Source organism: Novosphingopyxis sp. YJ-S2-01, assembly GCF_016093175.1.
Lineage (GTDB): Bacteria > Pseudomonadota > Alphaproteobacteria > Sphingomonadales > Sphingomonadaceae > Novosphingopyxis > Novosphingopyxis iocasae.
In genome coordinates this window covers 2,827,809-2,854,263 of sequence record NZ_JAEDAI010000001.1, presented here as the reverse complement: position 1 = coordinate 2,854,263, position 26,455 = coordinate 2,827,809, and the positions used below count along the sequence as shown (strand labels likewise).

At 63.4% G+C, this 26,455-nt stretch carries 21 protein-coding genes; 7 read left to right on the top strand and 14 right to left on the bottom strand.

Annotated features, from left to right (window positions below; translation table 11 throughout):
* Nucleotides 1-35: 35 nt before the first annotated feature.
* From I6A82_RS13960 to I6A82_RS13930, 7 genes are all read right to left on the bottom strand, one after another.
* Entirely contained in the window at nt 36-2,822 is a 2,787-nt protein-coding gene (locus I6A82_RS13960) for a DUF3857 domain-containing protein (RefSeq protein ID WP_198095356.1), read from the bottom strand.
* Between the two features lie 98 nt (nt 2,823-2,920).
* Complete coding sequence (gene ftsH / locus I6A82_RS13955) at nt 2,921-4,876, bottom strand: ATP-dependent zinc metalloprotease FtsH (protein WP_198095355.1); 1,956 nt, start codon at nt 4,874-4,876, stop codon at nt 2,921-2,923.
* Between the two features lie 210 nt (nt 4,877-5,086).
* Nucleotides 5,087-5,965 (bottom strand): tRNA lysidine(34) synthetase TilS, encoded by an 879-nt coding sequence (gene tilS, locus I6A82_RS13950; protein WP_198095354.1) that lies wholly within the window; start codon nt 5,963-5,965, stop codon nt 5,087-5,089.
* Nucleotides 5,966-6,011: 46 nt separating this feature from the next.
* Nucleotides 6,012-6,950 carry a hypothetical protein gene (locus tag I6A82_RS13945; protein WP_198095353.1) on the bottom strand — a complete coding sequence of 313 codons (939 nt, stop codon included), beginning with the start codon at nt 6,948-6,950 and terminating at the stop codon, nt 6,012-6,014.
* A gap of 143 nt (nt 6,951-7,093) precedes the next feature.
* Complete coding sequence (locus tag I6A82_RS13940; RefSeq protein WP_198095352.1) at nt 7,094-7,930, bottom strand: helix-turn-helix domain-containing protein; 837 nt, start codon at nt 7,928-7,930, stop codon at nt 7,094-7,096.
* A 108-nt stretch (nt 7,931-8,038) separates the two neighbouring features.
* Nucleotides 8,039-10,306, bottom strand: a complete 2,268-nt coding sequence (gene ptsP, locus I6A82_RS13935; RefSeq protein ID WP_198095351.1) for a phosphoenolpyruvate--protein phosphotransferase — start codon at nt 10,304-10,306, stop codon at nt 8,039-8,041.
* Nucleotides 10,307-10,477: 171 nt separating this feature from the next.
* Nucleotides 10,478-10,642: a YdcH family protein gene (locus I6A82_RS13930; RefSeq protein WP_187334375.1), complete on the bottom strand. Its 165-nt coding sequence runs from the start codon at nt 10,640-10,642 to the stop codon at nt 10,478-10,480.
* Nucleotides 10,643-10,842: 200 nt separating this feature from the next.
* On the opposite strand from I6A82_RS13930, the gene I6A82_RS13925 reads away from it, so the two are divergent.
* The 4 genes from I6A82_RS13925 (at nt 10,843) to I6A82_RS13910 (ending at nt 18,060) form a co-directional block, all read left to right on the top strand.
* Complete coding sequence (locus I6A82_RS13925; RefSeq protein ID WP_198095350.1) at nt 10,843-11,040, top strand: YdcH family protein; 198 nt, start codon at nt 10,843-10,845, stop codon at nt 11,038-11,040.
* Nucleotides 11,041-11,161: 121 nt separating this feature from the next.
* Nucleotides 11,162-11,614 carry a DUF1465 family protein gene (locus I6A82_RS13920; RefSeq protein WP_198095349.1) on the top strand — a complete coding sequence of 151 codons (453 nt, stop codon included), beginning with the start codon at nt 11,162-11,164 and terminating at the stop codon, nt 11,612-11,614.
* A gap of 168 nt (nt 11,615-11,782) precedes the next feature.
* Nucleotides 11,783-13,891, top strand: a complete 2,109-nt coding sequence (locus I6A82_RS13915) for an autotransporter assembly complex protein TamA (RefSeq protein WP_232343459.1) — start codon at nt 11,783-11,785, stop codon at nt 13,889-13,891.
* Nucleotides 13,888-18,060, top strand: coding sequence for a translocation/assembly module TamB domain-containing protein (locus tag I6A82_RS13910; protein ID WP_198095348.1), 4,173 nt, complete (start codon nt 13,888-13,890; stop codon nt 18,058-18,060). The genes I6A82_RS13915 and I6A82_RS13910 overlap by 4 nt, the downstream gene beginning before the upstream one ends.
* 15 nt (nt 18,061-18,075) lie before the next feature.
* Here I6A82_RS13910 and I6A82_RS13905 read toward each other — a convergent pair whose 3' ends face one another.
* The 3 genes from I6A82_RS13905 to I6A82_RS13895 all read right to left on the bottom strand — a co-directional run bounded on the left by I6A82_RS13905 (nt 18,076) and on the right by I6A82_RS13895 (nt 21,117).
* A complete protein-coding gene (locus I6A82_RS13905; RefSeq protein WP_198095347.1) occupies nt 18,076-18,618 on the bottom strand; it encodes a prephenate dehydratase domain-containing protein in 543 nt (180 codons plus the stop codon).
* A gap of 12 nt (nt 18,619-18,630) precedes the next feature.
* Nucleotides 18,631-19,350, bottom strand: coding sequence for a chorismate mutase (locus I6A82_RS13900; protein WP_198095346.1), 720 nt, complete (start codon nt 19,348-19,350; stop codon nt 18,631-18,633).
* Between the two features lie 348 nt (nt 19,351-19,698).
* Nucleotides 19,699-21,117 carry an aldehyde dehydrogenase family protein gene (locus I6A82_RS13895; RefSeq protein WP_198095345.1) on the bottom strand — a complete coding sequence of 473 codons (1,419 nt, stop codon included), beginning with the start codon at nt 21,115-21,117 and terminating at the stop codon, nt 19,699-19,701.
* 124 nt (nt 21,118-21,241) lie between these two features.
* Between I6A82_RS13895 and I6A82_RS13890 the strand changes: the two genes are divergently transcribed.
* From I6A82_RS13890 to I6A82_RS13880, 3 genes are all read left to right on the top strand, one after another.
* Nucleotides 21,242-21,787, top strand: a complete 546-nt coding sequence (locus tag I6A82_RS13890) for a DoxX family protein (RefSeq protein ID WP_232343458.1) — start codon at nt 21,242-21,244, stop codon at nt 21,785-21,787.
* Complete coding sequence (locus tag I6A82_RS13885; protein ID WP_198095344.1) at nt 21,784-22,953, top strand: saccharopine dehydrogenase family protein; 1,170 nt, start codon at nt 21,784-21,786, stop codon at nt 22,951-22,953. The genes I6A82_RS13890 and I6A82_RS13885 overlap by 4 nt, the downstream gene beginning before the upstream one ends.
* Before the next feature lie 67 nt (nt 22,954-23,020).
* On the top strand, nt 23,021-23,797 hold the full coding sequence (locus I6A82_RS13880; protein WP_198095343.1) for a metallophosphoesterase family protein: 777 nt from the start codon (nt 23,021-23,023) through the stop codon (nt 23,795-23,797).
* Nucleotides 23,798-23,859: 62 nt separating this feature from the next.
* On the opposite strand, the gene ctrA is transcribed toward I6A82_RS13880, so the two are convergent.
* The 4 genes from ctrA to I6A82_RS13860 form a co-directional block, all read right to left on the bottom strand.
* Entirely contained in the window at nt 23,860-24,567 is a 708-nt protein-coding gene (ctrA, locus tag I6A82_RS13875) for a response regulator transcription factor CtrA (protein WP_187334365.1), read from the bottom strand.
* 179 nt (nt 24,568-24,746) lie between these two features.
* Nucleotides 24,747-25,301: a dCTP deaminase gene (dcd, locus tag I6A82_RS13870; protein WP_198095342.1), complete on the bottom strand. Its 555-nt coding sequence runs from the start codon at nt 25,299-25,301 to the stop codon at nt 24,747-24,749.
* Nucleotides 25,298-25,762 (bottom strand): cytidine deaminase, encoded by a 465-nt coding sequence (locus I6A82_RS13865; RefSeq protein WP_198095341.1) that lies wholly within the window; start codon nt 25,760-25,762, stop codon nt 25,298-25,300. The genes dcd and I6A82_RS13865 overlap by 4 nt, the downstream gene beginning before the upstream one ends.
* Nucleotides 25,759-26,445 carry a GH25 family lysozyme gene (locus I6A82_RS13860; RefSeq protein ID WP_198095340.1) on the bottom strand — a complete coding sequence of 229 codons (687 nt, stop codon included), beginning with the start codon at nt 26,443-26,445 and terminating at the stop codon, nt 25,759-25,761. The genes I6A82_RS13865 and I6A82_RS13860 overlap by 4 nt, the downstream gene beginning before the upstream one ends.
* Nucleotides 26,446-26,455 lie beyond the last annotated feature (10 nt).

Here is a 26,455-nt window from a genome sequence, read left to right as displayed (position 1 = left end):
CACTGTTTCAGACCATGTTCGGGGCCTTGCCGGGATCAGTCGGCGAGGCCCCAATTTTTTAGTTCCAGCGGAAGCTCTTCGTCCATGAGGATCGCTTCCCTTTGCATCTGCGCGCCAGCCTTACCGCCTTGGGCGAGGCCAAGCAGCCAGCGTGCATGCGGTGCATCGGGGTTGGTAAGGAGCGCCGAGCGCCAGTCCTCGATCGCAGCGTCTTTCCGGTCCATGCGCCAATAAGCGAGGCCGCGGTCTTCCAGCGCGCTGGAGCTGTTCTCGCTAAGCTCCGTCGCCCGTGTGCAGTCCTTCAGCGCACTTTCCAGCTGAAGGCCATATTGCGCCTTGAGCGAACAGCGTGCGCGATACAGCGCGGCGTTGCCCGGCTTCTCCTCGAATGCGGCATCGAGCAGCGCAACCGCCTCTCCCTCCCGGCCGGCCAAGGCCATTGCGGTGGCGCGGACCATGTCCACATCCGTTTTTTCGACGCCCAGCGATTCGAACTCGTCTGCAGCCAGAAGAATCTCGTCCGGCCGGTTGTTCAGCCATAGGACTTTCGCAAGCCCGTTCATGACGTTCGCGGAAGCGGGCTCCAGCTCGCGCGCTTTGGCAATCGATCGCAGCGCGGCTTCGGGATCGTCCACCTCGGTCAGCTGTGCATGCCAGATATAGTCTGCAACGCTCGGTTCCTGCTGAAGCACCTTGGTAAGATCGTCCGCAGCACCCGCATGCTCACCGATACCCGTCAGAAAGGAAGCCCTGTTGCGATAGGCCTGCAAATCGTCGTCATCGGCTTGGGCAATGGCGGCGGCATAGGCGTCGCGAAGCCGCTTGACCGCAGGTGATTTCACATTCTGACGGATGGCGAGCGTCTTGCTGGTCAGGCTGGCGGGGACGAGCAGGCGAAGCTTGTCCGCCTTGGCCTTTGCAATCCGCGTGCGGACATCAGGAAGCTCCGATGCCGCAATCTCGGCCGCGACCGAGCGATACATCATGTCGCCCGTCAATATCTGCCCGGCAAGCTCATAGTCGTGATGAAACTGATATCCCGCGATCCGGCCATCGAACTTTGCCGCGCCGCGCAGTTCGAACGGTTCGGCCATCTCCGGCAGCAACAGCCTGACCGTGGTCGCCTGATAAAGCGGATGGTTGACCATTACCGGAATGTGAGACCAGGCGGCGCGCCCGCGATCGGCGTCGAACGTGAAATTCTCTACAGGCGGATTGAGCTGCGTCTGATATCGGCGATCCTCCCATTGCCAGTAATAGCTTTCGAGAGCCTTTCCGCTTACAATGGCAGTCTGGCCGTCATCCTCGAAATGAAGCGAGCGTTCGAAGACTGCGCCGTCATTGCCTGCCGAACTAAGTATCCCGTCGAGCACGTCGTCGAAGCTCTTCTTGTCGAGGCTGGACTGTGCGGCAAGCAGCTGCGTGGCGGTCGGCCCCCGGAACCGCATCGTGATGCTGTCGATGCCCGGGAACCCGACTCCTGCACTCAGGTCCAGCTCGCGTTCCAGAACTTGGGTCGGTTCGCTCATCGGACGAACCGGCACGTCGATGAGGTCGCTTCCGGCTTCGGTCAGTGGAAGTGCCTTGGCGAAGTTGGCGACGTCGGCAATATTGGCGCGGGTGGTGCCTTGCATCGTGCCGTCGAGCCAATAGTCGGTCCCGTCCACCTTTGCGCGAACCACCACATGGTTGAAAGCGTATAGCCCAGGCAGCAGTTCGCCCACGATATCGCCATCCTCGGCGCGCACGAGCATCGCATCCGCTTCGATGCCGAGTTCGCGTAGCAGGCCGAGGAGCATCAGCGATTTCGCCTTGCAGTCGCCATACCGCTTTTCCCAGGTGACTGCCGGATCTTGCGGGGTGTAATTGCCGAACTCCATCCCCTCGTACAGATAGCGCACCTCATCCTGCACGAGCTCCACAGCGGCAGCCATGCGATCCAGTTGGTTGTCATGCGCGGCAGCGATCGCTGCGGCCCGCTGGGATAGTGGGCCGCCGGGAACTAGCTTCGCATGATCGTTGTAGAGCGGGGCAACCGAAAGGCTGACGCTCTGCCAGTCCGGAAAGGTGGTATAGTTGACCTTGGGCGGCTGGACAAAACGGGCGGGCGCGTTTTCGGGCTGGTCCTTGAGTTTGGGCAGCATCCCGTCGAAACGGATCTGGCGCACCGATCCGTTGCTCTCTTCACTCAGCTCCGTGTCGGCCGTCCAGCGCAGTGCCTTCGCTTCGGGCCAGAGCAGGCGAAAATGATACTGGCCGACCTGGATCGGTGCGACGGGCAGGCTCTCCAGACCCTCCGCATTACCTCCAAGCGCCGGATCGGAAGAAACGACGCTATAGGTTACGCGAACGACGTCCCCAAGCTGCAGGCCGGTCAGTTGCATTGTCGCGGTCAGTTTGCCGTCCAATGACTGTTTTTCCAGGTCTGCCTCGCGGCGGATCACTTCGACCGATTTGCCGCCGTTCAACGCGTCGACGGTCTCTCCACCGCGAACGATCGAAACGGCGTGGATCAGCGCGTCCTGAACGTCGGGCTGCCATTCCACTTTCACATTGCCGAGCCGGGAAAGCATTTCCGGCGAGACGACCTGATAGGCGAGATCGCGATATTCGACGGAGCGATCGTCCTCGACGCGAATCTGGCTGTCGACCAGCAGCAGCACGGTCTTGTCGCCCTCACCGACGGGGTCTAGCTGGCGCGCTTCTACCCAGCTTGGTGCCGGTTCATAGCGCGGCTGCTCCAGCGTGGCTGCGTGAGCTGCGATCGATGTGCTTGCAAACATGCCCGCAACGAATGCGCGGCTGACCCACTTCAAAGTCATTCAATCCCCCCTGAATTTCTGTCAGCACCCTAGCTTTGAGAGACGTAAAAAAAAGGGGCCTGCAGGCCCCTTTTCTTTATTTTCTTCAGCTGTGGCGATCAGGCCCCTTGCGGCCTGGCATCTCCGAATGGGTTCTTCGGTTTGCCGCGCCCGGCAGACGGGATGAGCGTACCCAGTTGCGGGGTTTCCGACGGTTTTACGACTTCTCCGTCCTCGCGCTCGAATTTGCCGGTTTCCAGCAACTCGCGGATTTCGTCGCCCGAGAGCGTCTCATATTCCAGCATCGCATTGGCCAGCTGATGCAGTTGATCGCTATGCTCGTTGAGAAGCGACTTCGCCCGCTCATAGCCTTCTTCGACGATCCGACGAATTTCCTTATCGATCTTCTTCGCAGTCTCGTCCGACATGTGGCTGCGCTGCGACTGCGAATAGCCCAAGAAGGTTTCACCCTGCGGCTCTTCATATTGCAGCGGGCCCATCTCATCCGACATACCCCACTGCGTCACCATGTCGCGGGCGAGCTTGGTGGCATATTGAATGTCGCTCGAAGCACCGGAACTCACCTTGTTGTAGCCGAAGATGATTTCCTCGGCCACGCGTCCGCCCATGGAAACGGCCAGGTTCGCGTGCATCTTGTCACGGTGATAGCTGTAGCTGTCCCGCTCCGGCAGGCGCATGACCATACCGAGCGCGCGGCCACGGGGAATGATCGTCGCCTTGTGGATCGGGTCAGACGCGGGCTCATGGATCGCGACGATGGCATGGCCGGCCTCATGATAGGCGGTCATCTTCTTCTCGTCATCGGTCATGACCATGGAGCGGCGCTCCGATCCCATCATGACCTTGTCCTTGGCATCCTCGAACTCCTGCATGGCAACAAGGCGCTTGGAGCGGCGTGCGGCCATCAGCGCCGCCTCGTTCACAAGGTTGGCAAGATCTGCACCGGAGAAGCCGGGCGTACCGCGCGCGATGGTACGCGCGTCCACGTCGGGGGCCAGCGGCACCTTCTTCATGTGTACCGCAAGAATCTTCTCGCGGCCCTCGATGTCCGGACGCGGCACCACCACCTGACGGTCGAAGCGGCCCGGACGCAGCAGCGCGGGGTCAAGCACATCGGGACGATTGGTCGCCGCGATGATGATGATACCTTCGTTCGCCTCGAAACCGTCCATTTCGACGAGCAGCTGGTTCAGCGTCTGCTCGCGCTCGTCATTACCATTGCCGAGGCCGGCGCCGCGATGGCGGCCGACGGCGTCGATTTCGTCGATGAACAGGATGCACGGTGCGTTCTTCTTCGCCTGCTCGAACATGTCGCGCACACGGCTGGCGCCGACACCGACGAACATCTCGACGAAGTCAGAGCCGGAGATGGTGAAGAACGGCACGCCCGCTTCGCCTGCAATCGCGCGGGCGAGTAGCGTCTTGCCGGTGCCGGGCGAACCGACCAGCAGCGCGCCCTTGGGAATCTTGCCGCCGAGCTTGGAAAATTTGGTGGGATCGCGCAGAAACTCGACGATCTCCTGCAATTCCTCGCGCGCCTCATCGATGCCGGCAACGTCATCGAACGTCACCTTGCCATGCTTCTCCGTCAGCAGCTTGGCCTTGGACTTGCCGAAGCCCATGGCGCCGCTGGCACCGCCGCCCTTCTGCATCTGTCGCAGCACGAAGAAGGCGATGCCGATGATCAGGAGGAAGGGCAGGGCCTGCACCAGCATATACTGCCAGATGCTCGGCTGCTCCTGCGCCATGCCGCTTGCCTCGACACCATTGGCTTCCAGCAGCTGGTTCAGGCTGCTGTCGTTCGGCACGGGAATCGTCTGGAACTTGTCGCCATCGGTGTAGGTGCCGATGATGCGATCCGGGCCGATCTGCACACTCTTCACAGAGCCAGAGGCCACCTTTTCACGGAACGTAGTATAGCTGACGCCCTGCGCATCGGCGGCCTGGTTGCCGTCGAACACCGAGAATACGAGCAGGACCGCGAGGATCGCGCCCGCCCAGATCATCATGCTTTTCATCCAGGGATTGCCTTTCGGCTCCTGATCGTCGTTCATGCTTTGCTCCAATCCAACCCGTGCAATGTAAGGCGGCGATGGTGAATGGCAATATAATGCGGCCGGCGGTAATCACGATTTGACCGGGCCGTTTGCCCGAGACCTCCCGCCGCTTGCGAGAAACCTATCGATAGGCATGGCGGGGCGGCAAAGGTCTGCGGCCATTAAAGCAGTATAGCATCGGCGCGGGGCTCTGGACAGCGCGGCGCATCAGCCGGTGCGGCGAGGCGGGGCGGGGCAGATAAGCCAGCCATCATCGCGCGGATCGCATAGAGCCGCGCCGACGCTGCTTTTCTGGCCCGCCCGCAACGAATCGAGCGCGCGGCTCAGCACGTCTCCGCGCGGCGATTCGCCCATCCTAGCAAGGGTGAGGTAGAGGAGGCGGCGCTGAATTTCGCGCGGATAAGGCGCGGCACGGAGAAGCCAGCCCTCGCCCTGCGCGGTGATTGCCTCGGACGCCGCGCGATCGGTGACCCAGCACAAGGCTTCCTGCGCGTCGAAAAGCGCATCGGCGGTGCGCTGTGTTGCGCCGGGTGAAAAGGCGTTCGAGCTTTGGTTCAGCAGGGCGCGCATACGCACTCTATCAAAGGCTGGATCGCGGTTGCTGGGATCGTCGACAGGCGTAAGGCCCGCCTCCGCGCAGATGGCGAGCAGCCGATCCTTGGTGAACTCCAGAAGCGGCCGCACGATCTTGCCGTTGCGCCGACGGATGCCGGAGAGGCCGGCCACGCCGCTGCCGCGCGCAAGCCGCATCAGCAATGTTTCCAGCTGATCATCCGCATGATGCGCCGTCGCGATGAAAGGGAGGGCCTGCTCCTCGGCCCATTGAACGAGCAGCCTATAGCGCGCGGCGCGGGCGGCGGACTGAATGTTGCCGGCAATCGGCTGCGGGGGGCGCAGCGTTGTGTGCGGGATGCCGCGCTGGCTGCAGAGCGCGCCGACGAAGGCGGCCTCATCCGCCGCTTCCGGGCGCAGACCATGATCGACCGTGGCCGCGGCGATCCGTCCCGGCAGGGCGTTTTGCGCCAGCAGCAACAATGCGAGACTGTCCGGCCCGCCTGAAACAGCAAGGCCCAGCCGGCCCGGCATTTCGCCCACGGCCCGCAACAGGCCGGAGGCGAAGCGCTCGGTCAGATCATTTGCAATTGGCCTTCGCCTTGCCAGACGTGACGCGGCTGGCCAGACGGCCGCTGGCGATATCCGGATAGACGTCCGCCAGTTCGGCATAGGCCTGGCAGGCCTCGCTCTTCTTATTCAGGTCGGTCAGCGCGACGCCCAGGAAATACAGGCTGTCGGGTGCCCGGTCCCCGCGCGGGTCCTTCTGGTAATTTTCCAGAAAATATTGTGCGGAGGTGGCCGGCTTCTTGTCGTCCAGCCACGCCCGGCCCAAAAGATTGCGGGCATAGCTCATCTTCGAATATTTCGGATAGTCCTTCACCGTCTTGGCAAGCTGTGCTTGCGCTTCGGGATAGAAACCTGCTTCCCAGAGGCGATAGCCATAGATGTAGCTGTCTTCCGCGCCATCGCCGGTCGAAGGCTTCTCTATGGCGGCCACGGCCTGCGCGCGGCCAGTGTTGGTGACGGCGGACGGCTTGGTTGCAGCGGCGGGTTTGGAAGCCGCCGAGGGAGCGGGGGCCGGGTTCGCCTCTTCTTCCACCGCGGGAGCGGCAGCGGGCGGGGCGCTTTCCAGACGCGCGATCCGGTCCTGCAGCGCGCTCAGCTTCGTTTCCATCTGGCGCATCTGATAGCCGCGCTCCTCGACCTGTCCGGTAAGGCTCGCCAGCTGCGCTTCCAAGGCATCGACGCGCGTCATGAGGTTGGTCACGGCGCTGGCATCGGTGCTGGTGCCGGGCACGCGAGAAGGCTGCTGCTGCGCCTGGATTTCCGGTTCGAAATAGCGGTCGGATCCGCCGGGGAAGACCTTGCGCTGCAGGGCGCGAACTTCCTGTTCCAGCCGGTCGATGCGACCATTTACACTCGTGTCCTGCGCGCTGGCCGCCGTCGGCATCAGCGCCAGCGGTGCGAGGGCGGACGGCACGAGTACGCTCGCCAGGATCATCGATTTCAGGCGCATGTTTTTCCTCCCGTTCCGGCGCTCCTTCCAAAATCCCAAGCGCCGGTATGTCGCTGTCACCGCTTTTGCCTGTGCCATGTCGGACGGCTGCGGGAAACCGCTTTAACCTGTCGGCTGCTGACGCGGCGCTGAATGGGCCGCGATCAGGTGGTGCCTGGAGCGCTCGCGGCGTTGGTGGCGGCGCCGCCCGTGTCGCGCGCCAGCAGCGCGCGGGCGCTGATGCCGATATCCTTGATCGCGCGTTCCGGCGGGCCGAGCGGGGCAACCTCGCGGCCACCCACGGTCACCGTCAGTGCCTCGGGACGGCCGATGTTGATCATGGGATTTTCGGCCTGCGCGGGCACTTCGAATTTCTCGCCTGGCGCCATCGTCTTCATGAGCAGCGTGTCGTCGGCACCATTGTAAATGCGCACCCAGACTTCCTTTGTGGCAGTCAGCACCACCGGATCGGACGCGCTTGGCCCGGCGGGCGCAATCGGCGCTTTGGCGACGGGCGTTGCGGAAGCGACCTGCTGCTGATTGGCCGTACCCAGATACGGATCGGCAGGATCGCTGGTCCAGAAAAAGCCGCGCCAGATGCCATATCCGGCCACCAGCAGGATGCCGATCAGCGCCGCGGTCCACACCATCAGGCGCGGCGGGGTACGTGCGGGGTCGGCGGGCTGAAAATTGTCGCGATCGCGCGTGCGATCATAGCTCGGGCGGTGGCCGATCTCATCGCGCAGCTCGTTCGCGATATGCTCTTCGTCCAGGCCGAGCGCGCGGCCATAGGCCTTGGCAAATCCAATCTCATAGGTGCTGGCGGGCAGGGCGTCGTGATCCGATGCCTCAAGCGCCTTCAGGTGCCGCATCGGGATGCGCGTCTTGTCCGCAATATCGGTCAGCGTGAGAGACTGTTTCTCCCGCTCAAGCCGCAACATTTCTCCCACCGAACCATAGGTGTCGGCCTCTGCGGCGGGCTGTTCTCGCTCGTCGTCCACTATCCCTCGGCTTCCCTACCGTTCTGCTGGAAAGACTTGCCCCTGGGCCAAGCAAATGCGGCGGGCGAGGGGGCATTGTCAATGCCGTTCACCCCCGCGGCGCACCGGTCAGCCGATATCCACAGCCTTCTCGTTTGCCCAGGCGGTGAGTGTCGCGCGCAAGTCTGCGGGCGGACGCGCAAGAAGCTCCTCCATCAGCGTGCTGACCGCGCCGAGATCGAGCGAGCGGACCATCGCCTTGATCGGCCCCACCGCGGCCGGCGTGATCGACAGGCGGCGATAGCCCAGGCCCAGGAGTGCCATGGCCTCGAGCGGGCGACCACCCATCTCACCGCAAACGCCAAGCTGCACCGGCGTATCTTCGAGATTGCGGGCGACGCGGCGCAGGAAGCGAAGGATCGCGGGGCTCAGCCAGTCGTAACGCTCGGCCAGCCGCGGGTGCGAACGATCGGCCGCGAACAGGAACTGGGTCAGGTCATTGGTGCCGACCGAGAGGAAATCCAGTTCGCCGGTCAGTTGGTCGAGTGCATCGGCAAGGGCCGGCACCTCCAGCATCGCGCCGTAGCGGATATGGACTGGCAACTGCTTCTTGCGCGTTCGCAAGAACTCCACCTGCTCGTAAAACAAATCGCGCGCTTCCAGAAATTCCCAAGGCTCGGCGATCAGTGGGAACATCACGTGCAAAGTGCGGCCAGACGCCGCTTCGATCAGCGCGCGTGCCTGCGCTTTCATCAGGCCGCTGCGGTCGAGCGCGACGCGCAGCGCGCGCCAGCCCATGGCCGGGTTTTCCTCGTCCATCCCGGCGTCCTTGATATAAGGCAGCGCCTTGTCTCCGCCGATATCGAGCGTGCGGAAGATCACTGGCTTCTCGCCCGCGGCATCTAGCACGTCGCGATAGAAGCGCATCTGGCGCTCGCGCTGCGGCAAAGTGGAACTGACCAGGAACTGGAACTCGGTGCGAAACAGACCCACGCCGTCCGCGCCCGTCATCGCCACCGCGCCGACATCGTCGCGAAGGCCGGCGTTCACCATCACCGATATGTGCGTGCCGTCCATCGTCACCGGCTCAGCATCACGCAAGGCAGCGTAGCGCGCGCGCCGTTCTTGCCGCTGCGCCAGCTTGGTCTCGTAACTTTCGACGATCTCCGTGTCGGGGCGGATAAAGATGCTGTTGCTGTCAGCATCGAGCAGCAGTTCATCGCCCTCGCGCAGATGGCTGCGGATGCCACGCGCCCGCCCGATCATCGGGATGCCCATCGCGCGCGCCACGATGGTGACATGCGCGGTGAGCGAGCCTTCTTCCAGGATCACACCCTTCAACCGGCGCCGGTCATATTCCAGCAGTTCCGCCGGACCCAGATTGCGCGCGATGAGGATCGAATCCTTGCGCAGCCCGAATTGCGCGGCGGTGCCCATCTGACCGGAGACGATGCGCAGCAGGCGGTTGGAGAGATCCTCCAGATCGTGCATTCGCTCAGCAAGCAGGGGATCGTCGATCTGGCGCATGCGCATGCGGGTGCGCTGCTGGACGCGCTCGATCGCCGCTTCGGCGGTCAGGCCGCTGTCGATCGCCTCGTTGATGCGGCGGCTCCAGCCCTCGTCATAGGCGAACATCTTGTAGGTCTCGAGGACCTCTTCATGCTCGCCGCCCACGCCGAAATCGGCCTGGCTCGCCATGCGATCGATCTGGTCGCGCATCTTGTCGAACGCTGAGTATACGCGCGCGCGCTCGGCCTCGATATCCTCGGCCACGACATGCTCGATCTCGATGCGCGGCTGATGGAAGATCGCCGCGCCCGCCGCCATGCCCTTGACGAGCGGCAGGCCGGACAGGCGTGTAGCGCCGGTGTCCGCCACCATCTGCGTGCGTTGATCATCGATCAGTTCGGCATTGGTGATCAGCTCTGCCAGCACCATCGCGACCGTCTGCAGCGCCTCGATCTCCACCTCTTCATATTTTCGCGGATCGCGATGCTGGACGCAGACCACGCCCACTGCACGCTCGGACCGGACGATCGGCACACCCGCGAAGCTGTGGAACTTCTCCTCGCCGGTTTCGGGCATGTAGAGGAAGTTCGGATGCGTCGCCGCCTCGGCCAGGTTCAGCGTGTCGTTATTCTCGGCGATCGTGCCGACCAAGCCTTCTCCGCGGGCGAGACGGGTGACGTGAACCGCTTCGGGGTTGAGGCCGCGCGTCGCATAAAGCTCCAGCGCACCTTCGCGCAGCAGATAGATCGAGCAGACTTCGCTATCCAGCGCCTCGCCGATGATATCGACGACATGGTTCAGCTTGCCCTGCGCATGGGTGCGGCTGGCCATCACTTCGTGGAGGCCGGTCAAAATCTGTCTGGCGGAGATGGCGGCGGTCTGCGTCATGCCATCGGCCTATCAGCTTGCGGGGTATCGCGCGAGTTTGGATATGGGGTCGTCGCACTTTTCAGCCGGTGTCAACGATGCGGCTTTCCCGGGGAAGACACTGCCGGATGCGCGCGAGAGCGGTGGCCAGGTGCCGCCGCCCCCGCGCTATGCGGTTTGATTACAAGTCGATCAGTGGGCTCTCGCTACGCTAATCTCGTCCTTGAGGGCGAGCTTCTGCTTTTTAAGGGCGTGAATCCTCACTGGATCGGGAGAGGGACGGTTAGCCTCATTAGCGATCTGCGACTCAAGCTTGGCATGCTTGTTTTCGAGTGCGGACAGATGGCCGTTGTGCATGGCGTTCTCCTTCATATTTGCCGGCGGGAGGATCCTGCCGGTGATTCGAAGTGAAGCATAAAAACCTTCCAAAGTCCTATGATCTCGCCGGTCGGGGTGCGAAATGCGACGATCTGATGACACTTCGCCAAGGACTGGCGGCCTGTGCGTGCTGTTGCTAGCGATGAACGGGATAGCGGGCGCAGGTGAAGGGGCAGGCAATGAATGATGAAGGTTACCGTCAGGTCCTGCATGGGCTGCGCATCGAGCATCGCGATCTCGACGATGCGATTGCCGCACTCACGGCACAGCAGGTGCCGGACCAGTTGCAGATCGCCCGGCTGAAACGGCGGAAACTCGCGCTGAAAGACCGCATCGGGCGGATCGAGGATGAGATTACGCCGGACATTATTGCCTGACCGGTTCCCCAGCTTTCACGCCTGATAATCTCCCGTGCCGAAACGGCACAATATTGCGTTAACCATCTGAATTATCGTTAATAAGCTGTTCGACGACGAATCGCTCTGCCATATGATCGGCATGTTCCAAACTTCCCGACCCGACGCGTGTCTCACTACCAAGCTCATCGATTCGCTGTATTGCGAAGCGCTGGTTTTGGCGGATGAGGCACGCTCGGCGTTCGAAGAGACGGACATCACATTGTCGCCGCGTGAGACGCTGGCGCTTTCCTGCGAATCCCTGAAGGTGACGACCCGGCTGATGCAGGTCATTGCCTGGCTGTTGAACCAGAAGGCTTATCGCGCCGGCGAGCTGACGCTGGATGAACTCCATACCGAAGAGCGCAGCCTGGGCTATGCCGTGGCGAGCGACGAAGAACTGGTAGCGTTGCTGCGGGCCGGCCCCGCCTATCTCGCGCGTCAGAGCGAGGATCTTTATTACCGCGTCCATCGCATGGCCGCGCGCCTGAAAGGTACCTATCGTGAGCAGCAGCCTGTTCACGATCTGCACGACCGGCTCGAACGCGCTTTCTAGATAAAGTTGCCCGGTCAGGGCTCGAAATCCCGCTGCAAGGCTGGCTCAATGGTTTGCGGCGTTCGCACCGCCGAATGGCGCAAATCTCAGCGCGTTGTTGCCGGTTCAGACCGATTTTCCTAAGGCCGCGGCTGGGCTATGCCATGGACCGGGTTGGGAGAGTTGGGATTGGGTCGCCGCCGCGCCGTCTTCGTGCCACTGGCCGCCATGTTGTGCGCTTGTCCCGCCGCGGCCCTCGCCCAGCAGGACGGGCAGGCCGACGACGATTTTCTTGATGCACCGCTCGATCCCGACGCCCCGCTGGCGCCGCTCCCTGATCTCGGCGTCGACTGGCCCGATCTGGGCACACCGCTGGCCGAGGATCCCTTGGCCGACGAAGGTGCTTTCGACGATCCGCCGTCCGCCGAACCGCTGGCGGAAGAGACGGTGCCCGCCAATCTTAGCGATGCCTCGCCCGATTTTGACGCCGATTTCGGGCCGGACCTCGCCCTGCCGTCCGACGCGCTGGCGGCGCAGGAGGCGACAGAGCCAGCTGCGCCCGTCATCGGCGACGGCCCGTTTGCTTATGATGTGAACCTCACCGGCCTGCCCGATGCGGTTACCGGAAAGCTGCGTGAGCGCTTCGATGCGCTGTCCACTCTGAAAGCCAGCGACGGCGATCGCTCCTTCGCCGGGCAAATCGCGCGGCGGGCGACCGATGATGCCGAACTGCTGGAGCGTCTGCTGCGCATCGATGGCTATTATGACGCGCTCGTCTATTCACAGCTGAACGGCGCGGGCGAAAACAGCGTTTCGGTTGAGCTCGATGTCGAACCAGGTTCGCTCTATCATTTCCAGCGCATTACGCTGCCGGGCATCAACGCGGCGGGCAGCGATACCGAGCGGTTGCGCTCCGCCTTCACGCTGAATGTCGGCGATCCGGTCAATCAGGATCTGGTGGTCGCTGCGCGCACCAACCTCACCAGCACGGCAGAGGAAAGCGGCTATCCTTTTTTTCAGACGGGCGAACCGGAAATCGTGGTGGACCGATCGGCGGATAGCGGCACGCTCGATATGACGGTGACGCCGGGCGGGCGCTTTGTGTTCGGGCGGATCGTGCCGCGCCGCAACGATCTGTTCGGCGCGCGCCACCTGTCGCGCATCGCCCGGTTCGATGAAGGCGATATCTTTCGCCGCTCGGACGTGCAGGATCTCAACAGCGCACTGATTGCCACCGGGCTGGTCTCCAAGGTGGATATCGAGCCGGTGGCATCGGACCGGCCGGGCGAGGTGGACCTTGCCGTCGATATCGATCCCGCGCCGCCGCGCACCATCGCCGGGGAAATCGGCTACGGCACCGGTGAAGGCTTCCGGGTGGAGGCAAGCTGGGAGCACCGCAATTTCTTCCCGCCCGAGGGGGCGCTGCGCGTTAACGGCGTATTGGGCACGCGCGAGCAGTTGGCAGGGCTCACCTATCGCCGCAATAATTTCTACGGGCGGGACAGGGTGCTCACCGCGCGCGTGCTCGCCCGCAACGCCCGGCTGGACGCGTTCGACGCGCGCACCATTTCGATTTCCGCCAATTATGAGCGGCTGACGACGCTGATCTTCCAGAAGCGCTGGACGTGGTTCGCGGGGCCGGAAATCCTCTACACGCAGGAAAAGGCGTATAATCTGGCGCTAGGCGCGCAGGACCGGCAGACCTTTTATATCGGCGCTTTCCCGTCCGGGCTGTTTTACGATGGCACCGACAATCTGCTCGATCCGACGCGTGGTTTCCGGCTCGGCGGAACGCTGTCTCCCGAGATTTCCTTTCTCGGTGCCGCGGATGGTTATGCGCGCATGCAGCTGGACGCCAGCGTCTATCAGCCCATACGCGACGATGTCGTCATTGCAGGGCGTGCGCGGTTCGGCGCTATCAGCGGAACCGAACTTGGCCTGATCGCGCCCTCGCGCCGCAATTATGCGGGCGGCGGCGGATCGGTCCGTGGCTACGGGTTTCAACGGATCGGCCCGCGCGATCCCAGCGGCAATCCGATCGGCGGGCGCGGCCTCGCCGAATTCTCGCTGGAAGCGCGCTACCGCTTCGGCAATTTCGGCGTGGTGCCATTCATCGACGCGGGCAGCGTCACCACCGCGCAGTTCCCGGACCTTTCCAACCTGCAATATGGCGTGGGGCTGGGCCTGCGATATTATAGCGATTTCGGGCCGATCCGCATCGATGTCGGCACGCCGCTGAACCCCGGCCCCGGCGACGGGCCGATCGCGGTGGCGGTGTCTTTGGGACAGGCCTTTTGAGCGAGCAGCAGCCCGCAACCGATCAGGTCCGCGCGGAGGAAGAAGACGCGCGCCCGCGCCGCCGCAGCAGGCGCTGGCAGGCCGGCATTCTGGCGGTGGTTGTTCTTTTGCTCACCGCCCTCGCCAGCGCGATGATCTGGCTCGACACGCCATCGGGGCACCGTTTTATCGTCGCGAAAATCGAGGAGCAGCAGCCGAGAAGCGGCCTGCGCATCGGGATCGACCGGATCGAGGGTTCGATCTACGAAAATACCATCGTGCGCGGCCTGACGCTGAGCGACCCGCAAGGCACGTTCTTCCGCGCGGAGCGAGTGGCGCTGGACTGGTTCCCGTTCGCGCTGCTCGGCCAGCGGCTCTCGATCGACCGGCTGGAAGCGAACGGCGCGCAGCTGCTTCGCAAACCCGCGCTCGTGCCGACAGGCGGTCCGCTGCTGCCGCAATTCGACATCTATATCGGGAGCTTTTCGCTGCCCGATATCCGGATCGACAAAGCGGTGGGCGGCCGCGCACAGACCGCCAAGCTGTTCGGCAATGGGGAGATACGCGACAATCGCCTGCGCGCGCAGCTGACCGGTCTCGCCAGTGCAGGCGACAGCATTGAGCTCGATATCGATATTGCGCCGGATGACGAGCGTTTCGCGCTCGACGGTGACGTGTTGGCACCGCAAGGCGGGCTGATCGCGGCGCTGATCGGCGTAGAGGAGGGCCTTTCCGCACAGGTGGAAGGAAAAGGGAACTGGAAGCGCTGGAACGGGCGGCTGACGGCGAACAGCGGCGGAAACATGTTGGCGGACCTGACGCTGGGTGCGCGGGCAGGATATTATACCGCGATGGGCACCCTGGATGCGGACCGGTTCCTGCGCGGCGCGCTGGCACGGCTGACCGCTCCGCAACTTGCGGTCGATCTGGCAGGCCGTGTCGAGGACGGCATCTGGTCAGGGCGCGGCACGCTGCGTTCGAACAGCGCGCTTCTGGCGCTCGATGGTGGATATGATGCCCGCGAAGGCGGCTTCGATGCGATGCGGGCGGACCTGCGCATACTCGATCCGCGCATGCTTTCGAAGGACCTGAAGGCCGGCAATCTGCGGGTGCTGGCGCGGCTCAACGGTCCGCCGAAACGCCTTCGCTTCGATTACCGTGCGAGCGCGGACAGCCTGATGCTGGGCAAGGCGGAGCTGTATAATATGCGCGCGGCGGGCGATGGGCGGTTGGTGAACGGCGTCGGCACCTTGCCGATCCGTCTGCAGGCAGGCCTGGTGGCCGGCCTCGGCCCGCTGGGTGAAAGGCTGTTTTCCGATCTGACGGCGGACGGGCGCCTGCGCATCGCCGGATCGCGGATCACCGGGGAGGAGCTTGCCGTGCGGACCCGCAGCTTTTCCGGACGCGCGAATGTGGATGTGGCGCTGGACAAGCGCGACTGGCGCGTACGCATCATTGGTAAGGCACCCAATTTTCCGGTGAACGGCCTCGGCCTCGTCGATATCGGCGCAGACCTGCTTCTGGCACCCGGCGCAGCTGGCAGGCTGACCATTGCGGGCGATGTCGATGCCGTCACCACCCGGTTCGACAATGCGTTTCTGCGCGATCTGGCGGGCGGTCAGCCCCGGCTGCGCACCCGGCTCGTGCGCGGAGAGGACGGGCTGTTCCGCTTCCCCGACTTCACCGTCACTGCGCCGCTGCTCCGTTTCACAGGTGGCGGGCTGCGCAATCGCGACGGCACTTTCGACATCGACGGCGTGGGCGAACATCAACGGTGGGGGCGCTTCGATATGGCGCTGGTCGGGCGGCTGGAGCGGCCGCGGCTGGTACTGAACCTCGCCAATCCGTTCGACGCGGCGGGCCTGTCGGATGTGCGGCTCGTGCTTGATCCCACGCAGAGCGGTTTCGCCTATGAAGCGGCAGGCGGATCGCTGCTGGGTCCGTTCATCAGCAATGGCGCGATCCTGCTGCCCAAAGGTGGCGGCGCGACCTTCGATGTCGAGCGGCTGCTGGTGGCCGATACCCTCGCGCGCGGGCGAGTGCGTCCGGAAAATGGCGGGCTGACAGGTACGCTGGCGCTCAGCGGGGGCGGGGTGGACGGCAATCTGCGGCTGATGGGTCAGCCCGGCGGGCAGCGCGTGCAGGGCAGCTTTACGGCGCGCAACGCGCGTTTCGGAAATGCCGGTGACATTCGCATACGCACCGCCGATGGCAGCATCGACGCCTTCTTCAGTGAGGGGCGTTCCGATATCGATGCCACCCTGCGCGCGCAGGGAATAAGCCAGGGCAAGTTCGTGCTCGGTACGCTGGATGCGCGGGCCAAGATCGTGAACGGGAGCGGCAATGTCGCGGCCAAGCTGGCGGGCACGCGCGGCAGCCGCTTCGCCTTTGATGCGCGCGCCGCCGTCGCGCCGAACCGGATCGCGGTGAGTGGATCGGGCAGCTTTCGCCGCCAGCCGATCCGCCTCACCAAGCCTGCCATTTTCGTGCGCGATGATGCGGGCTGGCGCCTGCGCCCCACGGCGATCAGCTATGGCGGGGGTACGCTGCGCGCTGCGGGAAAGTTCGGCGGCTCGGCCGAATTGGAGCTGCGCTTTGCGGACATGCCTTTGGCCCTGCTGGATCTGGCCTATTCCGATTTGGGCCTTGGCGGGCGGGCAACCGGTACGGTCAATTATCGCGGTGGGCTGCAGCCGACGGGCGATGCGAAGCTTCGGATCAAGGGCCTCAGCCGCTCCGGCCTGTTCGTCAGCTCTCGTCCGCTCGATATCGGCTTGAACGCGGCGCTTTCGGCCGATGCGATGGCGATGCGCGCGGTGATCGCGAACGACGGCAAGATCGTCGGCCGTGTCCAGGCGCGCATTTCCGATCTTGCACCGACCGGAGACCTGATCGGACGTCTTTATGATGGCCGCCTGTTCGCGCAGGCGCGCTATTCCGGTGAGGCGGGCACGCTCTGGCGCCTGACGGGGTTTGAGCTGTTCGACCTGTCCGGTCCGGTCGGGCTGGGCGCGGACATCGGCGGCAGTCTGACCGATCCGGTCATCCGCGGCGTTGTCCGCGCGCAAGGTGCCCGGCTGGAAAGCGGCGCTTCCGGAACCGTCGTCACCGATATCGCTGCGCAGGGCCGGTTCAACGGCTCGCGGCTTCTGTTTCAGCAGGTCAGTGGCAAGGTTGGACGCGGGAAAGTGACCGGATCGGGCGCGTTCGATTTCTCCGGTGGCCGCGGCGTTGCGATCGATTTCAACCTGTCAGCGGACAGCGCGGAGCTGATCGACCGTAAGGATTTCGCCGCGACCGTGACCGGGCCGCTGCACATCCAGTCAAGCGGGCAGGGTGGCACAATTTCGGGCAAGGTGCTGGTGAACGAGGGACGCTTCACGCTCGGCAATGCAGAGGCTAGCGAGCAGTTGCCGGACCTTGTGGTGCGCGAGATCAATCGCCCGGCGGATGACGGGGTGCAGCGTCGGCGCGGCGGCGAATGGCGGTTCGCGCTGGAGGCCCGCGCACCCGATGAGATCGTGGTAACAGGCCTCGGCCTCGACAGCGAATGGCGGGGCAATTTCCAGGTCGGCGGCCTTGTCAACGCCCCTCAGATAGAGGGGCAGGCGGAACTGATCCGCGGCGATTACGAATTTGCAGGCCGCGAATTCCGCCTCTCGCGCGGGTTCATCCGCTTCCGCGGCGAAAGCCCGCCCGATCCCGCGCTCGATATCGTCGCGCTCGCCGATGCGGGGGATGTCGATGCGACCATCAATGTCACCGGTACCGGACAGAAGCCCGAAATCCGCTTTTCCAGCACGCCCGCTTTGCCGGAAGAGGAACTGCTCGCCCGGCTGTTGTTCGGATCATCCGTGACCGATCTCAGCGCGCCGGAGGCCGTTCAGTTGGCGAGCGCGGTGGCGGGGCTGCGCAGCGGCGGCGGGCTCGACCCGATCAACGCTGTACGGCGCGCCGCCGGGCTCGATCGGCTCCGCTTCCTGCCCGCCGACGCGGAAACCGGGCAGGGTACCAGCATCGCGGCAGGCAAATATCTCACGCGCCGCACCTATGTTGAGCTGATCACCGATGGGCGCGGCTATTCGGCGACGCGGGTGGAGTTCCAGATCACGCGCTGGCTATCGATCCTGTCGAGCATCTCGACCATCGGCCGCCAGAGCGTGAACGCGCGGGTTTCGCGGGATTATTGAGCCGGCGATGCCCGCTCAGCGTGGGGCGATCATCGCGAAAAAGGTGGTGTTGTCCGCGCTGTCCTGCACATCACGCGCCAGGAATTCGAGACCGTAGATCTCTGCCGAGCGGGAGGAGGCGAGCACGGCCACCGTGGCATCACCCGTTTCGGTAAGACGATGCGCGGCCATCGCGGTGTTGCGCGATTCCTCGGTTGCCGCCCCCAAATCACAGAGAAACCGGCGGGACTCTTTGATCGCCATAGGATGACTGCGCACGAGACGGATATCCTCCAGCCGGGCGCCCGGCAGTCCAAGACAGTGCATCGCAACCGGCAGCGCATGGCGCGAAAGGATGGTGACGTTCTTGGATGCGATCATTTCCAGATTGCCGGGCACCGGCCCGGCATTGCTGTTTTCGACCGGGATCATCCCTCTTTGGAAACGTCCGGCGGCGACAGCGTCGGCCACCGCTTCGAAACTTTCATGGGCAACCGGTTTCCAGTCCGGAAGGGCGGCGAGACAGGCCATCTCGCCGAACGCGCCGGGCTCGCCTTGATAGGCGACTTCACTGGTCATGATGCGGCCTCTTCAGGCGGCGTCGGAAAGCGTGTGCGCCGATGCCAGATCGGTAAGGCACAACCGCCAATCGCCTGCGCTGGCGAGCGGACAGATCGGCTCCCCCTTCACCACGCGCGACAACAGCTCGCTCGCGCTCACGACGCAGTAGCGGCGGTCTTCGGGCACATGCGAGCTGTCCAGCCGGCCGACCACAATGGCCGTAACCCAGCCGCCTTCCTCCCGCAGCGCATCGAAAATGACAAGATCGTCGTCCTCGGCCAGCACCGTCCACCAGTCCGCCTTCGGATTGAGTTCGATGATCGCAATGGTTTCACGCGTGCGGGCGCGTTCCAGTGCAGCGGCGGGCTCTGCCACCTCCACCATGGGGGCGACCGTGCCGAAGCGGCGGCGCGCCTGATCGGCGACGTGCATGCGGCGCTCATCCGCGCATAGCGCCAGTTCGGTGCTGCGCTGCGATTGCAGATTGAGGCTCATCAGTTCCCGCCAGATCGCCGAAACGCTGGCGCGCGGGATGGCGCGGGTGTTGCCGGCGAGGCGCTCGATCAGCTGCCGCTCGCGCTTGGGGCGGATCATCAGATGACGGTCGTCCTCCGCGCTCTTGGCGGCGGCGATGGACTTGGATAGCGCCAAGCGCTTTTCAACGAGATCGAGCAGCGCATCGTCGAGCGCGTCGATTTCTTCACGCAGATTATCGATCGGACGCGAGGCGGATTTCGGATTCTGGGTCATGGAATAACTCTCGGATGGATATGCGGCATAGAATGGCCGCCGTCAGCAAATGCGCCGGTTCTCCGGCGGTGATTTTCGGTCCGATACGCCTCAGTAGACGTACCGGCTGCTAAACGAGCCGAGATAATAATAGAAGAAGCGCGCGCCCGGTGTGGGAAATAGGGTGTCCCGTCCGTTGGTCATGGCAAAAGCTCCTTCGCCCGCACCATTGCAGGCGGCGCTTGGGTGGCAGGAGCCTCTGTGTATGTCAAGTGTGCGCACGCGACTATTTTTCAGCAATTTTGTTTCAATAGAAACTTTCCAGAGACCACCCGCCGCCACTGACTGGCGGCGGCGGGCGATATTCGCTCAGGCTCCGACGAGGGTTTTGACCTCCATGAAGTCGCGCAAGCCGTACGCGCCGAATTCACGGCCATTGCCCGATTGCTTGTAGCCGCCGAAGGGTGCGCCGCTGTCCGGCCCCCAGCTGTTCACGGTGACCAGTCCCGCGCGCAGCTTGGCCGCGACGGGCCGGGCCGCTTCCGGATCGCCGGAGATGGTGGCGGAAAGGCCATATGCGGTGTCATTGGCCAGCCGCACGGCTTCCTCACTGCTCGCATAGCTCGTGATCGTCGCGACGGGGCCGAAGGTTTCCTCGCGAAAAAGGCGCATATCGGGCGTCACGTCGGCGAATATGGTGGGGCGCACATAATAGCCGCGGTTGACGCCTTCGGGCAGGCCGGGGCCGCCCTCCAGCAATGTCGCCCCTTCCTCGATCCCGCTCTCGATCAGCTCCTGGATCTTGTCATACTGCGTCTTGTTCACGACGGGGCCGATGTGCATGCCCTGTTCGTCCGGGCTGCCCACCTTGGTCTGTGCGAACATGGCTTTCGCGAATTGCTCGGCCTCTTCCTTCTGGCTTTCGTGAACGAGCAGGCGCGTGGGCGCGATGCAGCTCTGCCCGCTATTGGCGAGCACGCCTTGCAGCGTGGGCGGAAGCACCTCGTCCAGCTTGGCGCCTTCCAGCACCAGATTGGGCGCTTTGCCGCCCAGTTCCTGGTGAACGCGCTTCACCGTCGGCGCGGCGGCCTGCGCCACAGCGATGCCCGCGCGCGTCGATCCGGTGAAGCTCACCATGTCGATATTCTCATGGCCCGCGATCGCCGCGCCGACGGTCGGCCCGTCGCCCTGCACGAGATTGAACACGCCCGCGGGAACACCGGCGGCTTCCATGATCTCGGCGAGGATCACCGCATTGGACGGGCACTCCTCGGACGGCTTCAGCACCATCGTATTGCCTGCGGCGATGCAGGGCGCGACCTTGGCGTTGATCTGGTTGACCGGCCAGTTCCACGGCGTGATCAGGCCGACGACACCGATCGGCTCATGCAGCACCGTGGCCTTGCCGATCTGTTCCTCGAACGCGAAATCTTTCAGCGCCTTTGCGGTAGCGAGGAAATGGCCGAGGCCGGCGGGTGCCTGCGCGGCGCTGGCGAAGCTGATCGGCGCGCCCATCTCCTCGCTGATCGCCTTGGCCATGTCGCCCATGCGCGCTTTATATTCGTCGGCAATGCGCTGTAGCAGAGCGAGGCGATCCTGGACGCTGGTTTGCGAAAAGCTTTCATAGGCTTCGCGCGCAGCGGCAACGGCCTTGTCGACATCGGCTGCGGTACCCAGCGTAATCGCGGTGACCGGCTCTTCAGTCGCCGGGTTGATCACCTCATGCCGCTCACCGCCCTCGCTCTCCACCCATCGGCCGCCGATATAATGTTTCAGATGTTCGCGCATGCCTTGCTCCTCTCGAATGATCGTGATCTTTCATATGCGCGGTATGGCGTAACGTACAACCGCGATGCGCCGCAAATGCGCAGCGGCCCGTCTCGCGCGGAACGAAAGCCATGACGGGTGCGTAATGGATGTGGCGGTAACAAACCGGCCGAGCCAAGGAAGAGAGGGTTCCATGCACTTCGTCAGCAAATTTGCCGCGCTGATTGCGCGCATCCTGATATCGCCGCTGTTCATCCTGGCGGGATTGGGCAAGTTTCTCGATCTGGCGGGCACGGATCGGTATATTCAATCTGTCGGACTGCCGGCTGGCCTTGCCGTGCCCGCGGCCACGTTCGAGGTGGTGCTGGGGCTTTTGTTGCTGCTCGGCCTGTTCACGCGTCTGACGGCCATTTTGCTGGCAGGCTTCTGCATTCTCACCGGCCTGGTTTTTCACAATGACTGGGGCGATCCGATTCAGCAGGCAATGTTCCTCAAAAACCTTGCCGTTGCGGGCGGCCTGGTCATGGTGTTCTCCTATGGCAATGTCAGCCACGGGCTCGATCGGATGCGTTCAAAACGGGACCGCGAGCACGAGCTACGCGAGCGGGAGCTGGAAGAGCATCGTGAGCGTGAGGTGGCGCGCAAACGCGGCGATTTCGACGTAGCAACCAAGCCGGGAGGGAAGGCATGACCAATCGCGAATTCGATGTCGTTATCTATGGGGCAACAGGCTTCACGGGACAGCTGGTCGCCGAATATGTCGCGCAGGCCCATGGTGGCAGCGAGCTGAAATGGGCGATGGCCGGGCGCAATCTCACCAAGCTCGAGCAGGTGCGCAGCGCGATTGGCGCGCCGAGCGATACGCCGCTGATTGTCGCCGACGCATCCGATCCCGCCTCGCTCGAAGCGATGTGCGCGCGCACCAAGGTAGTCCTCACCACTGTTGGGCCTTACCAGCTGCACGGCAACGAACTGGTCGCCGCCTGCGCCAAGACGGGCACGGATTATTGCGATCTGTGCGGAGAGCCCGCCTGGATGCGTCAGCAGATCGATCTGCATCAGGCCGAGGCGGCGCGCACGGGCGCGCGGATCGTCTTTTCCTGCGGCTTCGACTCGATCCCCTTCGATCTTGGCGTGCTTCTTCTGCAAAAGCACGCCCGCGCGACCAACGGCACTCCAGCGCCGCGCGTGAAAGGACGGGTGAGGGCGATGGAAGGCGGTTTCTCCGGCGGTACGGCGGCCAGCCTTAAGGCCACCATGGCCGCGGCGGCGAAAGACCCGAAGGTGATCGGTTATCTCACCGATCCCTTTTCGCTGACGCCAGGTTTCGAGGGGCCGGACCAGCCCAAGGGTCTTGTCCCGCATGTCGATGATGCGCTGGACAGTTGGGTGGCGCCGTTCATCATGGCGACGATCAACACCAAGAACGTCCACCGCACCAACCATCTGCTCGGCCATCCCTATGGGGAAGATTTTCGATATGACGAGATGGTGGTCACGAGCCCCGGCGAAATGGGCCAGAAGGCCGCCGAAATGCTCGCTAAGGCCAATCCGTTGGCCGGCGACAAGGGGCCGAAACCGGGCGAGGGGCCGAGCAAGGCGGAGCGCGATGCCGGCTTCTACGACCTCCTGTTTATCGGCGAGTGGCCGGACGGTCGTGCCGCGCGCTTTGGCGTGAAGGGGGATCGCGATCCGGGTTACGGCTCCACCAGTCGCATGATCGCGGAAACGGCGATTCTCTTGTCCGAACGCGCGCATGACGGCGATGGAGGGGTATGGACGCCCGGCGCGCTTTTCGGCGAGGAACTGGCAAAGCGGCTCGAGGAACGCGCGGGGCTGACTTTCGCATCCGAATGACGCGATCAAGCTTGAGTTCAGCGAGGCAGGCTATAAGCGCGCGTTTTTCGGCAATCTGTTTGGCCTTATGGTACTGAGACTTCTCAAACGCAAAAAAGACGTGGTCGGCCCGCGCGGCCGCAAGGCGAGCATCCCGGAGGGGGAGCGCGTCTATGCGATCGGCGATATCCACGGCCGCGCGGACCTGTTCGATGCGCTGCTGGCGAAGATCGAGGCGGACGATACGGCGCGAGGCACTGCGGAGACCACACTGATCCTGCTCGGCGATCTGGTTGATCGCGGGCCCGATTCGCGCGGCGTGGTCGAACGCGCGATGAAACTGGGCGCAAGGCGCGGCAATGTGCGCTTTCTCGCCGGCAATCATGAAGAGGTGTTCCTGGAGGCAGTGCGCTCTCCCTCCAAGGAAGTCGCGCGCTTTTTCTACAGGATCGGTGGACGTGAGACGGTGATGAGCTATGGCCTGTCCGAAGAGGAAATGAACGCACTCGATCATGCCGAACTGGCCCAGCGCATCCCGCAGGTTGTGCCGGAAGAACATGCCGCCTTCATCGAAGCGTTCGAGGATAGCATCGCGATCGGTGATTATCTGTTCGTGCATGCGGGCGTGAAGCCGGACGTGCCGCTCGATTCGCAGAAATCCCGGCATCTGCGCTGGATTCGCGAGGAGTTTCTCGAGCATAAGGGGCGGCTCGACAAGCTGGTGGTGCACGGACACACGATCAGCGAAGAGGTGGAAGAACGCGGCCACCGCATCGGCATCGATACCGGTGCATGGGAAAGCGGCAAGCTGACAGCGATCGGGCTGGAAGGCACCGAACGCTGGTTCATCGATACGGCGGAATGAAAAAAGGCGGCGCCGCGGCACCGCCTTCATTCGATCCTTGATGAAGGTTTTCGCGCGGCAGCTCAGGCGGCGCGGGTGCGTTCCGTTCCGTCTTCGTCGATGTCACGCAGCACATAGCCGCGGCCCCAGACGGTTTCGATATAGTTTTCGCCTTCGCAGGCCAGGCTGAGCTTCTTGCGCAGCTTACAGATGAAGACGTCGATGATCTTCAGTTCCGGCTCGTCCATCCCGCCATAGAGATGGTTGAGGAACATTTCCTTGGTGAGCGTGGTGCCCTTGCGCAAGCTGAGCAGCTCCAGCATCGCATATTCCTTGCCGGTGAGGTGCACGCGGTTGCCGTCCACCTCTACGGTCTTGGCATCGAGGTTCACGGCAAGCTTGCCGGTGCGGATGACCGACTGGGAATGGCCCTTGGAACGGCGCACAACGGCGTGAATACGCGCGATCAACTCTTCGCGGTGGAAGGGCTTGGTGACGTAATCGTCGGCACCGAAGCCAAAACTGCGCACCTTGGAATCCATTTCACCGACGCCCGAAAGGATCAGCACCGGCGTCTGCACCTTGGCGACGCGCAGTTTTTTGAGGACGTCGTAGCCGTGCATGTCCGGCAGGTTCAGGTCCAAGCAGATGATGTCGTAATCATACAGCTTGCCCAGATCGAGGCCTTCTTCGCCCAGATCCGTGGTATAGACGTTGAAGCCTTCAGCGGCGAGCATCATCTCGATCGCTTTCGCGGTGGTCGGCTCGTCTTCGATCAGAAGTACACGCATGAGGTCGCCCCTTTGTGACTCATTCGGTCCGCACGTTCCGATCCCTGAAACGGATACGCGCCAGCATTATTAACCATCCGACAAATGAATGCAAAAGGTTAATAAGACGTAAACCCAGAGAAACCGGCGAGTCGCGAGCGATCAGAGCTTACCGAATCGCTAATGCCGCCCCCTGATCTTTACAATTTCGGCAGGGTGACACCGCGTTGGCCCATATATTTTCCGGCGCGATCGGCATAGCTCGTCTCGCAAGGCTGATCGCCCTTCAGGAACAGGAACTGGCAGGCGCCTTCATTGGCGTAGACCTTCGCCGGCAAGGGTGTGGTGTTGGAAAATTCCAGCGTGACATGCCCCTCCCAGCCCGGCTCCAGCGGCGTGACGTTCACGATGATACCGCAACGCGCATAGGTCGATTTGCCAAGGCAAATGACCAGCACGTCGCGCGGCACACGGAAATATTCCACCGTGCGGGCGAGGGCGAAGCTGTTGGGGGGAATGATGCAACAATCGGTTTTGCGATCGACGAAGCTATTCGAATCGAAGTTCTTTGGGTCCACCACCGCGCTGTCGACATTGGTGAAGATCTTGAACTCGTCCGCCACGCGCGCGTCATAGCCATAGGAGCTGAGGCCATAGCTGATGCAATTGTCCCGCCGCTGCGCCTCGACGAACGGCTCGATCATGGCATGGCTCTGCGCCTGCTCACGGATCCAGATGTCGGAAAGAATGCTCATGCGGTCCCCTGGCTCAAATTGCTCGGCCCGAACGCATCAGGCAGCAGGTCATCGATCCCGTAGACCCGCATCGTTTCCCCGTGCGCGCCTGCGCAGATGATGCGGATTTCCGCGGCGCCTACATCGCGCGCTTCGCGGATCATCTGGCGGCAGCGTCCGCAGGGGGTGACGACGGCGCTGGGTGCGCCCGGATCGGCGTCCATCGGGCCGCCGGCGATGGCAATGCGGCGCACGCGGGCAAAACCGCCATGCGCGTTCACTGTGGCGAGCGCGGTGGCTTCGGCACATAGCGCCAGGCCGTAGCTCGCATTTTCCAGATTGCAGCCGCGCACGATGGTGCCGTTGTCCAACTCCACCGCCGCGCCCACCGCGAAGCGACTATAGGGCGCATAGGCGTTCGCCATCGCCTTGCGCGCCTCGACCACCAGCGCCAAGTCCAGTCCGGAAAAATCACCGCTCATGGCTGTACCACCACCCAGTTGCCGGGGCCTTCCAGCCCCTCCACGTCCCGCTTTTCGTTCGCCGTCCACATGACGAAGGGTCTTGCCGCATAATCCGGCGGAAAGAAATCACGTTGCAGCCAGACGGTGCGGTTCACCGCCGTGCTGATATCGTACATTGCCTCAAAATCCTTGCCCAGCTTGATAACCGCGGGCTTGCCCGAATGGTTTTCGATCTGCGCAATCAGCGCTGCGATCTCGGAAAGGACCAGCGCACGGCCCGGTCTGTCCTTGCAACTGTCGAGGAAACGCATCTCGATCACCGGGGGCAGCATGTCCCGCCCACGCGGCACGTTGGTGATGAAATTGCCTGCCTGATCGCCTGCCAGCCGGCACAGATCGAAGCGGTGTACCGCGCCCACGCGCACTCCTGCAGCCTTTGCCTCAGCCAGTCGCCGCTGGAAATCCTGATCGCGCCCATCGCTGCCGATGGTGGCGAGCAGATAGGCGAAATCGACGCCGGTCGCTTTCATCGTAGGCCAGGTCGCGCGCTCCTCATGCGTATCGAGATAGACGCCCTGTACCGGATATTGCGCGCGCGAAGGGGCCCAGCGCGCCGCGAACAGCCACGCGCCCGCCGCCAGTCCGCCGAGAACCAGCAGCACCAGAACGATGCCAAGCAGCTTGCCACGCCGTCGCGCCACCTTGTGAATT